Source organism: Flavobacterium azizsancarii, assembly GCF_027980145.1.
Lineage (GTDB): Bacteria > Bacteroidota > Bacteroidia > Flavobacteriales > Flavobacteriaceae > Flavobacterium > Flavobacterium azizsancarii.
This window is the reverse complement of the sequence record NZ_JAMZNK010000004.1, coordinates 1-13,235: the sequence shown is the minus strand read 5'-3', so window position 1 is coordinate 13,235 and position 13,235 is coordinate 1. Positions and strand designations below refer to the sequence as shown.

General features: G+C 34.0%; 20 protein-coding genes. All 20 read left to right on the top strand.

Going from position 1 to position 13,235, the window contains the following annotated elements; genetic code table 11:
- Positions 1-41: 41 nt before the first annotated feature.
- Positions 42-1,043, top strand: a complete 1,002-nt coding sequence (locus NJT12_RS03355) for an HK97 family phage prohead protease (protein WP_271334515.1) — start codon at positions 42-44, stop codon at positions 1,041-1,043.
- A 34-nt stretch (positions 1,044-1,077) separates the two neighbouring features.
- A complete protein-coding gene (locus tag NJT12_RS03350) occupies positions 1,078-1,920 on the top strand; it encodes a hypothetical protein (protein WP_271334514.1) in 843 nt (280 codons plus the stop codon).
- A 1-nt stretch (position 1,921) separates the two neighbouring features.
- Entirely contained in the window at positions 1,922-2,212 is a 291-nt protein-coding gene (locus NJT12_RS03345) for a hypothetical protein (RefSeq protein ID WP_271334513.1), read from the top strand.
- A 2-nt stretch (positions 2,213-2,214) separates the two neighbouring features.
- Complete coding sequence (locus NJT12_RS03340; protein WP_271334512.1) at positions 2,215-2,628, top strand: N-acetylmuramoyl-L-alanine amidase; 414 nt, start codon at positions 2,215-2,217, stop codon at positions 2,626-2,628.
- Complete coding sequence (locus NJT12_RS03335) at positions 2,621-3,109, top strand: hypothetical protein (protein ID WP_271334511.1); 489 nt, start codon at positions 2,621-2,623, stop codon at positions 3,107-3,109. The genes NJT12_RS03340 and NJT12_RS03335 overlap by 8 nt, the downstream gene beginning before the upstream one ends.
- Entirely contained in the window at positions 3,106-4,281 is a 1,176-nt protein-coding gene (locus tag NJT12_RS03330) for a DUF2586 family protein (RefSeq protein WP_271334510.1), read from the top strand. Before NJT12_RS03335 ends, NJT12_RS03330 begins: the two co-directional genes overlap by 4 nt.
- Positions 4,281-4,697 carry a hypothetical protein gene (locus NJT12_RS03325; RefSeq protein ID WP_271334509.1) on the top strand — a complete coding sequence of 139 codons (417 nt, stop codon included), beginning with the start codon at positions 4,281-4,283 and terminating at the stop codon, positions 4,695-4,697. The genes NJT12_RS03330 and NJT12_RS03325 overlap by 1 nt, the downstream gene beginning before the upstream one ends.
- Positions 4,698-4,768: 71 nt before the next feature.
- The gene (locus tag NJT12_RS03320) at positions 4,769-5,332 is read left to right on the top strand and encodes a hypothetical protein (RefSeq protein ID WP_271334508.1); all 564 of its coding nucleotides are present in this window, start codon (positions 4,769-4,771) and stop codon (positions 5,330-5,332) included.
- 214 nt (positions 5,333-5,546) lie between these two features.
- A complete protein-coding gene (locus tag NJT12_RS03315; RefSeq protein ID WP_271334507.1) occupies positions 5,547-7,379 on the top strand; it encodes a hypothetical protein in 1,833 nt (610 codons plus the stop codon).
- Positions 7,379-7,978, top strand: coding sequence for a DUF6046 domain-containing protein (locus NJT12_RS03310; protein WP_271334506.1), 600 nt, complete (start codon positions 7,379-7,381; stop codon positions 7,976-7,978). Before NJT12_RS03315 ends, NJT12_RS03310 begins: the two co-directional genes overlap by 1 nt.
- Positions 7,978-8,943 carry a late control protein gene (locus NJT12_RS03305; RefSeq protein WP_271334505.1) on the top strand — a complete coding sequence of 322 codons (966 nt, stop codon included), beginning with the start codon at positions 7,978-7,980 and terminating at the stop codon, positions 8,941-8,943. The genes NJT12_RS03310 and NJT12_RS03305 overlap by 1 nt, the downstream gene beginning before the upstream one ends.
- Complete coding sequence (locus NJT12_RS03300) at positions 8,943-9,446, top strand: hypothetical protein (protein WP_271334504.1); 504 nt, start codon at positions 8,943-8,945, stop codon at positions 9,444-9,446. The genes NJT12_RS03305 and NJT12_RS03300 overlap by 1 nt, the downstream gene beginning before the upstream one ends.
- Entirely contained in the window at positions 9,447-9,836 is a 390-nt protein-coding gene (locus NJT12_RS03295; protein WP_271334503.1) for a hypothetical protein, read from the top strand. It abuts the gene before it with no gap.
- Positions 9,814-10,104, top strand: coding sequence for a hypothetical protein (locus NJT12_RS03290; protein WP_271334502.1), 291 nt, complete (start codon positions 9,814-9,816; stop codon positions 10,102-10,104). The genes NJT12_RS03295 and NJT12_RS03290 overlap by 23 nt, the downstream gene beginning before the upstream one ends.
- Before the next feature lie 2 nt (positions 10,105-10,106).
- Entirely contained in the window at positions 10,107-10,946 is an 840-nt protein-coding gene (locus NJT12_RS03285) for a nucleotidyltransferase (protein ID WP_271334501.1), read from the top strand.
- On the top strand, positions 10,936-11,421 hold the full coding sequence (locus NJT12_RS03280; protein ID WP_271334500.1) for a hypothetical protein: 486 nt from the start codon (positions 10,936-10,938) through the stop codon (positions 11,419-11,421). The genes NJT12_RS03285 and NJT12_RS03280 overlap by 11 nt, the downstream gene beginning before the upstream one ends.
- On the top strand, positions 11,414-12,262 hold the full coding sequence (locus NJT12_RS03275) for a hypothetical protein (RefSeq protein ID WP_271334499.1): 849 nt from the start codon (positions 11,414-11,416) through the stop codon (positions 12,260-12,262). The genes NJT12_RS03280 and NJT12_RS03275 overlap by 8 nt, the downstream gene beginning before the upstream one ends.
- Entirely contained in the window at positions 12,262-12,648 is a 387-nt protein-coding gene (locus NJT12_RS03270; RefSeq protein WP_271334498.1) for a hypothetical protein, read from the top strand. Before NJT12_RS03275 ends, NJT12_RS03270 begins: the two co-directional genes overlap by 1 nt.
- On the top strand, positions 12,641-12,871 hold the full coding sequence (locus NJT12_RS03265) for a hypothetical protein (protein WP_271334497.1): 231 nt from the start codon (positions 12,641-12,643) through the stop codon (positions 12,869-12,871). Before NJT12_RS03270 ends, NJT12_RS03265 begins: the two co-directional genes overlap by 8 nt.
- 1 nt (position 12,872) lies before the next feature.
- Positions 12,873-13,235 (top strand): cupredoxin domain-containing protein (locus NJT12_RS03260; protein WP_271334496.1); only part of this gene is annotated, 363 nt, incomplete at its 3' end.

Below are 13,235 nucleotides of genomic sequence, written 5' to 3'. Positions count from 1 at the left end.
TTGCCTCATCAAACATTAAGAAATACATAAAATTATTGCCAATGACACACGACTTTGTAGTTAATACAGAAAATGTAAATGAATATAAATTCAGGGTTCTAACAAGCGGTATCGACTATAAACAGTATTTGCGAAATCCAGTTGTTTTATACATACATACAAGAGAAAATAAGGATGATGAAAGCAGAGGAAGCGAAGTTGTTGGAAGATGTATTGCTTTAATTGTAAAAGGAACTGAGTTAATAGCAACAATTGAATTTGACGAAGAAGATCCATTTGCAAAAAAAATAGCAGGGAAAGTTCAAAGAGGTTATTTGAGAATGTCATCAATATATGCCGATGTAATTGAGACATCAATGGATCCTGAACTGATTTTAGAAGGTCAGCTTTATGCAACTGTAACCAAATCTAAACTCGTAGAAATTTCGATCGTTCCAATTGGCGGAAATGATGATGCCCTAAAGCTTTCTAAATATGGATTTGACCCTGTCAAATTAAACAAAGTAAATTCTAATAAAAACGAAAATATGTCACATTTAAAAACTATTGCGCTTGCATTATCATTAAGTCATGATGCTGATGAATCATCTTTATTAAACGAGATTAAGAAAATCAAACTTGACAAAGAGACATCTGACAATAAGGTTGCTAAACTTGAAAAGCAAATTTCTGATGCCGCAAAAGAAGAAGGTACTCAATTGATTGAAAAGGTCATTGAATTAGGTTTATTGCCTGACGGATTAAAAGCTGTTCAGCTATCCGCTTATGAAAAAGATCCAGCAGGTCAAAAAGTTATTCTTAGTAAACTTATTGCGGACAAGGAAGCACAAAACACTCAGTCAGGAGATCATTCAAAAATCAAAGAAGTCGTTTTAAATGCTAAAAATGGTACTGGTGTTGTGGGCGATTCAAAAGAATCATTTGATTACCTGCAAAAACATGATCCCGTTAAACTTGGTAAAATCAGAGATGAAGATGCAGCAAAATACACACAGTTAGCAAAAGATTATGCTGCCGGAGTGAGGCATCCTGAAGCTAAATAGTAAAAACAAATAATAATCATATAAAAAAATATAAATGGCAGGTTTACAAAAAGAAGTATGGGTAGCAGGTATCCAAGAGAATCCAATCCCAAATAATAGTTTTGTTTTTGCATCTACTGATAAATCAGAGCATGTAGAAAACAATAAATTGCATCTTGCTGAAGCAGGTATTGAGCCGGGTGTTCATGAAGATTATTTTGCGGGTAATGAAGATGATTTGCCGTTGGCAACTATCACTGATATTCCAAACGAGGTTTTATTAAGAACATATTCAACAGAAAGAACCAGACACAGAAAACTTCAAGAAATTGAGTTGTCTTATAATAAACGTCAATCTGTGTTAGTGCGTCATAAAACGGCTTTAGCAAAAAACATTGGATTAAGAGCTGCTTTTGCATGGGCGCCAGCTTCAGACAATTCTTTTAATAAAATAAAAACCGTTGGTGCTGGATCTGTCCTTGATGCAATTATTGACTTAGAAGCTTTCTATAATGCATTAGATATTTACGATAATCTAAATATCTGCCTAACTGCCGAACACATGGCAAAAATTAAGAAAGAAGATAAAGCTCTGCATAAAGAAATTTTGAATACGAATACCATGTATGGTTTCAAAGTTCATCGCTACAACAAAAATGCAATTTATACATCTGCCGGAGTTAAAAAACCTTTTGGTTCTGTTTTAGAAGCTGGTGATAAGATGTGCTCATTTACATGGTGCTCCGACGAAGTTTTCAGATGTTTTGGAGATACTGAAGTTTATGAAACTTTGGCGACGGCAGCAACTCAGGCAGATGAAATCTCTTTTGCTCAAAGAGCTTTGGTAGGAAACATTCGTGCAACCAATCCTAAATATCTAGGAGCAATTTTAAACTAAGATGCCTAAAAAAAACATACAAACGAATGCTTCTCATATTGATGAAGCATTTCTTGAAAAAGTCGAAAATCACTTTATTGAAAACCCTAAGAAGAAAAAAATACATCTTACTTCAGATGGTTTTCTTTTTGACGTTAAAAAGTTTGCTTCAAATCATGGAGAAACTTTAGAAGACAAAGAAGTGAAAACAGTAAAAAATTCAAATTTAATAGAAGTTGATCTCGACGAAGATTCTGACGAAGATCCAGCATCACCTTCAGGGGTAGCAGCAACTCAAAATATTAAAAAATAATTATGCCCAGAAATATAAAGTTTATAGTCGTGCACTGTACAGCGACTTCTCAAAATACGAGCATTAGCGCAATTCAAAGCTATTGGAAAAATCAATTAGGCTGGAAAATGCCCGGCTATCACTTTATTATTAAACCTGATGGCGAATTAGTCCAATTGTTACCCATTGAACAAGTTTCAAACGGTGTTCAAGGCTTCAATAGTCAATCTATTAATATTTCTTATATCGGAGGAGTTGATCAAAAAAACATTCCGACGGATAACAGAACGTTAGCGCAGAAAGCTACTCTTTTAAAGAAATTAAAAGAACTAAAATTAAAATTTCCACTCGCAAAGATTCAAGGACATAGAGATTTTCCAAATGTTCACAAAGCATGTCCAAGTTTTGATGCAATTAAAGAATACAAAGATGTATAAAACAACACTGTTAATAGCGTTCGTTTGTTTTTGTTTTTTGACTTCCTGTCGTTCTAAACGGCAGGAATCTCAAAAAGTTGACACAACAATCGAAACGACAAAAGAAAGCATTGTGAGCTACAAAGACACAATTGTTTACGCTCCAAAATCAGAGACAAGTTTAAAGATTCCTGTTTCGGACTTATCGTTTAAACCTGATTTAAATAACCTTCAAAAGCCAAAAGTCTTTACTCAGAAAAACGGTAATGCTACCGCTAAAATCGAAATTGTTCCTGATGGTATTGTTATCACCGCAACGTGCGATAGTCTCGCAATTGCTGCGAAAATAAAAAGTAAGCTCGAAAAGGAATACCGGTTAAAAGAAAAAGCCGATCAATCTAAAACGGACATCAAAACAGGCTATACCCTTTTTGATTTGTTTGTAGCTTTATTGGTTGGTTTTATAATTGGCTTAGCACTTAAATTTTTTAAAATAGTATGAGTTTACCAAATATAAAATTTAATATCTCTAACAGCGGTTTAGGGCAATTACAATCTGATGTACAAAAAATACCAGGATTCGTTTTGACTGGTGCAACTGTAACCGGATCAAACAAAGTTACTATCGGAAATTCTTATCAAATTTTTTCGCTTGAAGAAGCTCAAAATTTGGGTATTTCAGAAACTGGAACAAACGCCTTTGCATACAATCAGATTAAAGGCTTTTATGATGAAGCTAAAAAAGGCGCTGAACTTTGGTTCATGTTAGTTCCGTCGACAATCACACTAGAAAATCAGGCTGATTTAACAGAAAATTATGCAAAGAAGTTACTTTCTGATGCAAAAGGAAAAATCAGAATCTTAGGTCTTTTAAAGAAATCCGGAACAACTGAAACAATTACTAACGGACTTGATAGTGATGTTCATTTAGCTGTTGTTAAAGCTCAGGCATTAGCACAGGACTTTAGTGATCGTTATTTTCCAGTACGTATTCTGATCTCAGGAAATAAATTTGACGGTGACGTTTCAAGCCTTAAGGATTATTCGACAACTGATTACAATAAAGTTTCAATTGTAATTGCGAACAATGATGGATCTAAGGAAGCATCAATAGGTTTGGCTTTAGGGAGACTGGCAAGCATTCCAGCTCAAAGAAAAATTTCCCGTGTCAAAGATGGAGCTGTAGAACCTTTCGCAGCATATTTTACAAATGGCGAACCAATTTCGACATTAGACACCGCTTGGGATGCGATCGATAATAAGAATTATACATTCTTACGAAGCTTTGCAAATAAGTCCGGATTTTTCTTCACTGGAGATAAAACATTAACAAAATCGACTGACGATTTCAATAGTCTTGCACGTGGTTTAGTAATGGACAAAGCAATTTTAATCGCTTATACCACTCTTGTAGAAGAGCTTTCGGATGAAATTCCGGTAACGGAATCAGGAACTGTACATCCGGCAATTCTAAAAGGTTGGCAAAACTCTATAGAACGCCAAATTGGAGGTCTTATGGTTGAAACTGGAGAACTGTCAGGAGTTAAGGCATTCATAGATGAAAATCAAGATGTTTTAACAAGCAACAATATGGATGTTCAGCTTCAGTTATTGCCTGTTGGTTATAGTGATTTCATAACTGTGAACATAGGATTCACAACAACACTTGAATAATGGCAGAATATACTAGTAAAAATTACTCTTGGAATGATATTTCTATCGCTGTTGGTGGCAGAATTATTGAAGGTGTTGATGAAATTGAATACACCGCTAAACAAGAAAAAACAGTTTTACGTGGTCGTGGAACTGTAGGTCATAAAATTGTTAGAGGTAATAAAGACTTTGAAGGTAAAATTGTCTTATGGCAAAGTGAGGTTGAAGCAATGATCAAGGATGCCCCTAACAATGATATTCTAGCCTTAAACTTCGATGTGATTTGGAGTTTTACACCAAATGACGGAGGTGCAACTGTCACAGATGTACTAAGAAGTTGTGAGGTTAAAGAATACAAAAAAGGAATGAAACAGGGAGATCAAAACATGCTTGTAGAATTACCTATCATTTTCTTGGATATTAAGCATCAACAATAAATTAAACAAACTCAAACATTCAAAAACCATTCTTTTTCGAAAGAATGGTTTTTTTTAAACAAACAAAAGCTATGAACACAAAAGATGCAAAAATCGTCATTGACGATAAACAGATTAACGATTGGAAAGCTAAATACGGAGGTGTTTATGAGCTGCCAGTTGAAGATAAAACAGCTTATCTAAGAGAGCCTAAAATGAAAGATTACAAACGTGCATTTAATGCAATGTCCAATGGGAATCTTGCTTTTGGCGAAGAATTGATTAATGTTTTATTCATTGGAGGAGATGAAGAAATCAAGACTAACGACGAGTATTTCTTACCAGCGAGAAATGAGATTAAAGACTTTTTCAATTATGACGATCCCGAAATTAAATCAGAGGGAAATAATTCAATTATTACTGTTGGGGATTTTAAGTGCAAAGTTAGAATGATTACACGTAATGATATCAAAATTGCAGAAAAGAAAAACCCAAGTGGGAAAGCTTTTGTAACGCAAGAAAAGCTGTTTGAAGCAATCTGTCTTGAAAAAGATGAAGTTTTTAATGATAGAGATGACGCTTCAGTAAGAATGCCACTATATCAAGCAATTGAAAAATTACAAAACAAAAAAGTTGCTTCGCTAAAAAAGCTTTAGATGAGGCAGTCATTGATAGAAATGATGCCTCATCTTTTGAATTGGTAAGAACTAATTCAGAAGGAGTAATATTTATTGACATTAGGCTCTTAGATGCCTATTTGAAGTACTACATGCACATCAGAAATCCTCATAAACTAAATGATAAATCATGGTGTGAAGAAGTTCAAAATCTGCATTATATAAGGACAAAAGAAAAAGAATCATCCCAATTATGAACGCCTACACATTTATTGTAAACTTAAAAAATTATGCAAGTAATGCGCTTAATCAGATCGCAGCATCAGTCGGGCAAACTGCAAATAATGTACGAGGTTTAAATAATAACCTTAATCAGGTTCAAGCTACTTCCTCCAGTCTTTCTAACACGTTAACAAAACTAAAAAGTGTAATAGCCAGTGTTTTTGCTCTAACTGCCGTCTGGTCATTTACCAACAAAGTAATAGAAGCCCGGAGTGAATATGAAAAATTTAATGCTGTTTTAATCAATACGTTTCAATCTGATAAGGTCGGAGCTGCGGCATTAACAATGCTGAATGATTTTGCTGCGAAAACTCCATTTGCCTTAAATGAGTTAACCGGATCTTTTGTTAAGCTCGTCAATCGGGGTGTTCTGCCCACACAAGACGAACTGACAAAGCTGGGAGATTTAGCATCGTCACAAGGAAAAGGCTTTGATCAATTAACTGAAGCAATGCTAGATGCTCAAACAGGCGAATTTGAACGTTTAAAAGAGTTTGGTATTAAAGCGTCTAAAAGTGGAGATATGGTTAAGCTCTCTTTTAAAGGAGTAACAAAAGAAGTAAAAAATAATTCAGATGCCATTACTGACGCATTATTACAATACGGACAAATGAAAGGCGTCGCAGGATCGATGGAAGCTATATCCCAAACTTTAGGTGGTAAAATATCAAATCTTGGCGATCAATGGAATACTTTTTTAGTAGCCGTTGGTGGCGAATCCGGTGAAATATTTACGGGAGCGCTTACAATTCTGAGTTTTGGTTTAGCTTTTTTAAGTGACAATTTATCCTATATCTCCGAATGGTTTTCAATACTTTTTGAAATGATCAAACCAGTCGTTATAGCATTAAGTGAATTTTTAAGGGTGGCTTTTGGAGTAAACGATGCAAGTAATGCTCTGGGAATTTTTGGAAATGTAATGATCGGTGTTTTGGTTGTTGTTAATTGGTTAACTGTAGGACTGACAACTATAATTGATATTTTAAGTCCTTTTGCCAGAGAAATTATGGTATTAACTGCAGCGTGGTGGTTATGGAACAATGCCATTGGTATTTTTAATGCCTTAATGCTTGTAAATCCGGTTACTTGGATTGTATTGGGAATTATGGCTTTGATTATGGTCATTGGGATGGTCACAAAATATACTAGTGGTTGGGGCGAAAGTTGGAAACATACTGTGAACGGAGCAAAATTTCTTTGGCAAACATTCACAGATTCGGCAAAATATCAATTTACATCAGTTGTAAATAACCTAATGATCGGAATCGATAAAATAAAACTTGGCTGGTATAAATTCAAGGAAGCTGTGGGAATGGGTGATTCAACAGATAATCAAAAAATGATTGCTCAGATTAATGGAGATGTTGAAGCCAGAAAAAGAGCTATTACAGACGGTTATAAAAAAATGGTTGATAGCGCATCAAAAGCAAAAAATGAATTTAGTCAGGTTGGAATTAAGGTTGATACCAACGGAATAAAAAAAGATTTTCAAGCCTTAAAAGACAGATTTAGTAATGCGGGGGCTCAAAAAAAAGGAGGAACCTCTGCTTACGACGACTATCTGACAAAAAACAAAGGTCTTGCTGCCGGAGCACGAAAAGATCAGGATTCAAAAGCAAAAAAAGATACGATTGTTTCCGGAGGATCAAAGATGACTCACATAACGATCAATATACAAAAGCTTCAAGACGACACTAAAATCTTTGTTGAAAGCACTGAAAAGGGTATTGAAAGTTTAGGTGAAAAAGTTCAAGAAATGCTTTTGCGAGCAGTAAATAGTGTAAATCAAATGCAAACAGACTAATGGCTCAGTTTAATATAAAAGAAATACTTGTAAGGGCTGCCGTTGACTATGTTGGACCTCATTTCCCCATTTGGTGGAAAAAAAATAAAAAAAAGTATAGTTTACCAGATTTGAGCAGTATAAACTCAAAACAACTTTTGGGAGCGAAGTATTTCATGCAATTGAAACTTTCCTATAAAGGTCAAATATTTATGTTACCAAACGAGCCTCTTGTCTCAATAGGATTGACAAAAACAATTGTAAAAACTGTCACCGTTGGAAAATACAAAAAGGGAACTGTAAAAGAATATATCAATACAGATGATTATGTAATATCAATTAAAGGTGTTTGTGTCGACAAATATGATCCGGAGTTATATCCTTCTGATCAAGTGAAATCGTTAAATGAATTAGTAGATATTAATGATGCGCTACAAGTCGAGGAAAATGCCTTTTTTGAGCTTTTCGGGATTAGAAGTTTAGTAATTGAAGATATCCAATTTGATGAAATGATAGGAGAATCCGGATTACAGAAATACTCAATTAAAGCAATTAGCGATACTGATTTCTTCGCTGATTTAAACGAAAAGGACAAAACCAAAATTAATCTATTGACATAATGTTTATACTCGAAGGAAAGGTTGAAATAGGCGATTTTATATTCAATGCTGTAAATGATATTGAAATAACAAAATCGGTCGAAGATATGGGTGATACCGCCATTATTAAGCTCCCCACTCGATTTAAAGTAAAACAAAATGGCGAGCAAAAATACACTGAAAATGCAATTAAAGTTGGTGATCCGGTTACAATTACTTTAGGCTATGAAGGTAAATATTCAGGTGTTGAGTTTACTGGTTATGTGAAGAAAATTAGTCCTAAGACCCCACTAGAAATACATTGCGAAGATGCCATTTGGTTGCTCAGGCGAAAAAATATTACCAGAACATGGGAAAAAACAACAATGAAGGAAATTCTTCAAGAGGTTGTGAAAGATACTCCAGTCGAATTAGCTGATCGAATTCCAAGTATTCAGTTGGATAAGTGGATTATAAGAAATGCTAATGGAGCTCAAGTTTTAGAAAGTCTAAAAAAGGATTTATTAATGTCTGTTTTTATTACAGATGATGGCAAACTCTATTGTGGTTTACAACAACTTACCAATATAGGTCAAACTGTACTTTATGATTTGAATTTTAATCTTGTCGAAAACAGCCTTGAGTTTAAGAGCAAGGAAGACAGGAAAATTAAAATTAAATACACATATATCGATGCCAAAAATAAAAGGCAAAGTATAGAGGTTGGCGACCCTGATGGCGAACAAAGAGAATACCATACATCTGTAATTTCAGACATGAAAAAGCTTGAGGAAATGGCAAAAGCTGAAATCGAAAAGCTAAAATATGATGGTTTTGATGGTGATGTGACGAGTTTTTTAATTCCGTTCGCAACTAGAGGAATGAAGGCGAAATTTATCGATAGTGAACATCCAAATCGTGAGGGTAATTACTTTATAAAAAAAGTAGTTACCACTTTTGGAACTGGAGGAGCTAGAAGAAAAGTAACAATAGGTAATCGTTTGTAATGGATAAAAAACTTCAAGATGCTTTCAGAAAGCTTCAAAAAAGAGATGTCGATACTTTTCCTGTCGAAGTTATATCGGTTGACAAGAAACAAGGAACTTGTACAGTGTCGGATGATCAAATTAAATATGCCGACGTACAATTATCATCAGTAATTGATGGAAACAAGAATAAGTTTTTCCTATTTCCGGCTATTGGCAGTTCAGTCCTTGTAAGTCCTATAAATGAAGACTTGAAAAGATTATATGTTGAAGCTTACTCAGAAATTGAAAGTTTAGATCTTAAAATCAATGAAGTCGAATTTAAAATAAGTGAATCCGGCTTTTTACTTAAAAAGGAAAACGAAACCTTAAAAGGGCTGATCTCTGATTTATTAACTGCTATAGGAGAAATGAGTTTTTTGGTTACTACAACAAGCGGAACTGGGAACACAACCACATTAGTGAATGCGCAGCAATTTTTAAGTGTTAAAAAGAGGTTTAATCAGTTTTTAAATGATGTTTAAATGAATCAAACAATTTCAATTATATCGACATTAATTACAGTAATCGGAGGTACTGGATATTTTACATTTCTTTTTGCAAGGAGCAAAAACAAACAGGAAATAGAAAGATTGAAAGTCGAAATACTTCAAGCAAAAAACACCGCTGAGACTACCTCAATTGATAACGACATAAAACTTTCAAGTCATTACAAACAAATTTTGGACGACCTGAAAACGAGATATGAAGACCGTTATAAGGAATTTGAAAATATATTATGTCGAAAAATTTCCATGTTGGAAGAAGAATTGAAATTGAAAGACAGGAAAATTAAACTTCAACAAGCTGAGATAAGCGAATTAAAAAAAGAAAACCGAATACTTAAAAAAAATGCAATCAATCGCTCAACATAATCAAAACCTGTTTGACATAGCGATACAGGAAAACGGGAACGTTTTAACTGTTATTGAATTGGCTGTTTTAAACGGTATTTCAATAACTGATAATACTAAACCTTCTCAAAAAATAGAAGTCGTAAAAAGCACTTTAATAGTTCAGGAATTGGTTGACTATTTTATAAATAAACAACAAATAGTTGCTACAGGCAGCTCAGACAACTTGTTAGTCCGTCCTTCTGGAATTGGGGCAATGATAATTGGAAATGACTTTATAGTTATATAAAAATGGCAAGACAAATAGAAGTAATACAAAAAGAAATGTTGGATAAAATAGCCTCTGACGAAAATCTTAAAGGTTTAAATTCAACAAGTAAAACCGCAATTTTTAGATTATTGGTATATGTTGTTTCCTTTTCAATTTGGGCTTTGGAAGCCTTATTTGATCTTCACAATAAGGAAGTTGACGAAAAATTAGCAAATCAAAAATCGGGTACATTACCGTGGTATCGTACAATGGCATTAAAATATCAAGATGGTTTCGATTTAGTTAAAGACCGTGATTATTTTGATAACTCAATGGCGAAGCCTGAAGAAATAGAAATTTCCAAAATAATTAAGTACGCAGCTGTTGGAGAATCTGAAAATGACAGTCGTGTAATTATTAAAATTGCAGGTGAAACATCAGGTAAACTGTCACCAATAAGACCAGAGCAAAAGGAAACTTTTGAAGCTTACATAAAGGAGATCAAATGGGCAGGCGTGTCTACAACAGTTGTCAATTACAGACCTGATAAATTGTATTTAAACATACAAATTAAAAGAGATGTGTTGGTATTGGATAAAAACGGTATGAGCATAAGAAATGCCAATTATCCTGTTATTGAAGCCATATCAGAATATATGAAAGAACTCCCGTTTGATGGTGATTTAAGATTATCAGCATTAGTCGACAAATTACAGAAAGTAGCAGGTGTCTTGGACGCAACAATTATAAGCGCTCAAAGTGCATGGATTAATCCTCTCATAAATGATTATGATTTGCCACAACCTTTTTCTATCTCAAAAATTCCTGTATCGGGATACTTTGATGTTGTAACATTTGAAAATATTGAGTATGTGGTTTAAAATTGATTTCAATAGACTAAGCATATTATTGCTACCTACATTTTTGAGAAAACAAAACCTAGTAAAATATGTTCAGGCATTAGTTACTCCCATTGGTTCACTACACTATAAATGGTCTAACTGGCGAATTGAAAATATTTTCAAAATCGAGTATTCTGGTCAAGTTTGTTATTTAAGAAAATCACTAAATGATAAGTTCGACCCTTTACAAAGAAGAATTCGGATTGGAGATGGAAATATTCATGAAGTAACTTATATCTACACAGAAGTAGAATTGCAAAATGCATTCTTACATACAGAAAATGAAAGTCAAATTATTTGGATCAGAAGTGAGGCAGAGACTGCAAGTACAGGATTAGACTTTATTGTTTTTGTTCCTCAGGAAGTTTATGATTCAGATTTTTTTGGATTACACGCTCATATAAAATTTTACAAAGCAGGCGGTAAACGCTATAACATATTAATAGATGAATAATTCAAATTTTAATCAAACCGGAGGTTATCCATTAACAACAGAGCGTTTACAAGAACTTGTGACTGGATATAAAATTTTTAACGCATTTGGTAGTATTGCGGGTAACTACACCATTATTTCAGGTTGTGAACTTGTTGGAAATACAGTAAAAGATGGTTTCATTTTTATAGATGGAGAACTGCTTGAGTTTAAATCCGCGGTCGTTACACCGACATCGACTGTTGTCATTGTTGAAACACAAATAATTCGCCAGTTTGAAAACATTACTATTCAAAAGCCAGTATATACCTATCGACATGCAACTTTTGGAACGGCTGAAATATCTTGGCTCTGGAGTTCTTTTATACGCCCTTTTGAAACGAAGTTAATTCAAAATACATTTAATTCATTCACAACTCTTGTGAATAATTTGGAAAAACAAGTAAATGACTTGCAAAACAAATTATCCCCTATTGAGCAAAAATTATCAACAATTGCTGAAGGAGCAGAAGTTAACGTTCAAAGCGATTGGAGTGTTACTGACATTCTATCACCGGCATACATTAAAAACAAAATTGATTTAAGCAGTCCATTTTTACGCAAATCTGTTTTCAATATTGGAAATGTTGGAAGTTCCGGTAATGTAAATGACACAAAAATGACCGTTAGTTTCCCTTCCGTAGGCACTTCAAACTATATGGTATTAGGTGCTCTTAGAGGAAGATCAGCGTTTTGGAATGATGATAATGATGTGTTTTGGACTTATGGAAACGAACAATCAACTTCTTTTGAAATTTTCCTTCGAGAAATTGTTGCCAATACTCAGGACTTGAAATTTTATTATGTACTAATACCACTTTAATGGCTACTCCAATAAATACAATATTAAACTGGTTTAAGACTGGTTTACAACCTACAGAGGCTCAATTTTGGGCTTCTTGGGCTAGCTTTTGGCATAAAGATGAAATGATCCCTCAGGGCAATATTAATCAGCTTGTCAACACGCTTGGTGCAAAAGTTGAAAAAGATCAATTTGATGCGCATAAAATAGACCCGAATGCTCACCCGAACTTAATTTTAAAAGCCAGGATAATTCCAATTGGAGGATTACTGGTTTTTAAGGTTGCACCAAACGAGAATGAAGCCGAAAAAGAACGAGGTGATTACTGCATGGGAATAGTCGAAGACTCTTTTATTAGTGGTAATTGGAATGGTGACAACGATCAATTAAAATCATCTTATGAATAAAATCTTATCTAAAAACATGAAATTAAAAAAGAAAATCAAAGCGTTAAAAGCCGAAATAGCAGGTCTTAAAAAACCGCTTCAAACCGACAGTATTACACTGGTTGATTCAAGTAACCCCAATTGCAAAGTTACGCTAAGCTTAAAAGATGGTGACTTTACAATTCAAAAAGTGACTACTGAATCAAAGGAAAATATTGAATTAATCATTAAAGACAAAAAATAAAATGAAAAAAGCTTTTTTACTTGCATTGTTGGCTATCACATTGAATTTGTCAGCGCAAAGTACTACCTATTTTGCAAAACCGTTAGAACTAAACGCTGTTCCGGTTAGTACTTCGAAATCAGACAGCGTTGTTGTTTGGTCTAACAAAATTTTAAAACATGTTCCTCGAAGTGAATTTTCGGAAGAACCAAAAGTACCTACTCTATTAGAAGTAACGAAGGCAGGTGCAAATACTAATACACCTGTAACTTTTTATAGTCAAAATTTTAATGGGTTCACTTACGTAAGTGGTGATGATGTCTCTTTTGTGGACAATAACACACTTGCTAATTTTAAAGTTGATGGTAAAGGATTAAGTAAAACT

What these genes read in the sequence shown, in the direction of transcription:
- NJT12_RS03355 (WP_271334515.1), top strand. Translation starts at nt 42, where the DNA reads ATGACACACGACTTTGTAGTTAATACAGAAAATGTAAATGAATATAAA.
- NJT12_RS03350 (WP_271334514.1), top strand. Translation starts at nt 1,078, where the DNA reads ATGGCAGGTTTACAAAAAGAAGTATGGGTAGCAGGTATCCAAGAGAAT.
- NJT12_RS03345 (WP_271334513.1), top strand. Translation starts at nt 1,922, where the DNA reads ATGCCTAAAAAAAACATACAAACGAATGCTTCTCATATTGATGAAGCA.
- NJT12_RS03340 (WP_271334512.1), top strand. Translation starts at nt 2,215, where the DNA reads ATGCCCAGAAATATAAAGTTTATAGTCGTGCACTGTACAGCGACTTCT.
- NJT12_RS03335 (WP_271334511.1), top strand. Translation starts at nt 2,621, where the DNA reads ATGTATAAAACAACACTGTTAATAGCGTTCGTTTGTTTTTGTTTTTTG.
- NJT12_RS03330 (WP_271334510.1), top strand. Translation starts at nt 3,106, where the DNA reads ATGAGTTTACCAAATATAAAATTTAATATCTCTAACAGCGGTTTAGGG.
- NJT12_RS03325 (WP_271334509.1), top strand. Translation starts at nt 4,281, where the DNA reads ATGGCAGAATATACTAGTAAAAATTACTCTTGGAATGATATTTCTATC.
- NJT12_RS03320 (WP_271334508.1), top strand. Translation starts at nt 4,769, where the DNA reads ATGAACACAAAAGATGCAAAAATCGTCATTGACGATAAACAGATTAAC.
- NJT12_RS03315 (WP_271334507.1), top strand. Translation starts at nt 5,547, where the DNA reads ATGAACGCCTACACATTTATTGTAAACTTAAAAAATTATGCAAGTAAT.
- NJT12_RS03310 (WP_271334506.1), top strand. Translation starts at nt 7,379, where the DNA reads ATGGCTCAGTTTAATATAAAAGAAATACTTGTAAGGGCTGCCGTTGAC.
- NJT12_RS03305 (WP_271334505.1), top strand. Translation starts at nt 7,978, where the DNA reads ATGTTTATACTCGAAGGAAAGGTTGAAATAGGCGATTTTATATTCAAT.
- NJT12_RS03300 (WP_271334504.1), top strand. Translation starts at nt 8,943, where the DNA reads ATGGATAAAAAACTTCAAGATGCTTTCAGAAAGCTTCAAAAAAGAGAT.
- NJT12_RS03295 (WP_271334503.1), top strand. Translation starts at nt 9,447, where the DNA reads ATGAATCAAACAATTTCAATTATATCGACATTAATTACAGTAATCGGA.
- NJT12_RS03290 (WP_271334502.1), top strand. Translation starts at nt 9,814, where the DNA reads ATGCAATCAATCGCTCAACATAATCAAAACCTGTTTGACATAGCGATA.
- NJT12_RS03285 (WP_271334501.1), top strand. Translation starts at nt 10,107, where the DNA reads ATGGCAAGACAAATAGAAGTAATACAAAAAGAAATGTTGGATAAAATA.
- NJT12_RS03280 (WP_271334500.1), top strand. Translation starts at nt 10,936, where the DNA reads ATGTGGTTTAAAATTGATTTCAATAGACTAAGCATATTATTGCTACCT.
- NJT12_RS03275 (WP_271334499.1), top strand. Translation starts at nt 11,414, where the DNA reads ATGAATAATTCAAATTTTAATCAAACCGGAGGTTATCCATTAACAACA.
- NJT12_RS03270 (WP_271334498.1), top strand. Translation starts at nt 12,262, where the DNA reads ATGGCTACTCCAATAAATACAATATTAAACTGGTTTAAGACTGGTTTA.
- NJT12_RS03265 (WP_271334497.1), top strand. Translation starts at nt 12,641, where the DNA reads ATGAATAAAATCTTATCTAAAAACATGAAATTAAAAAAGAAAATCAAA.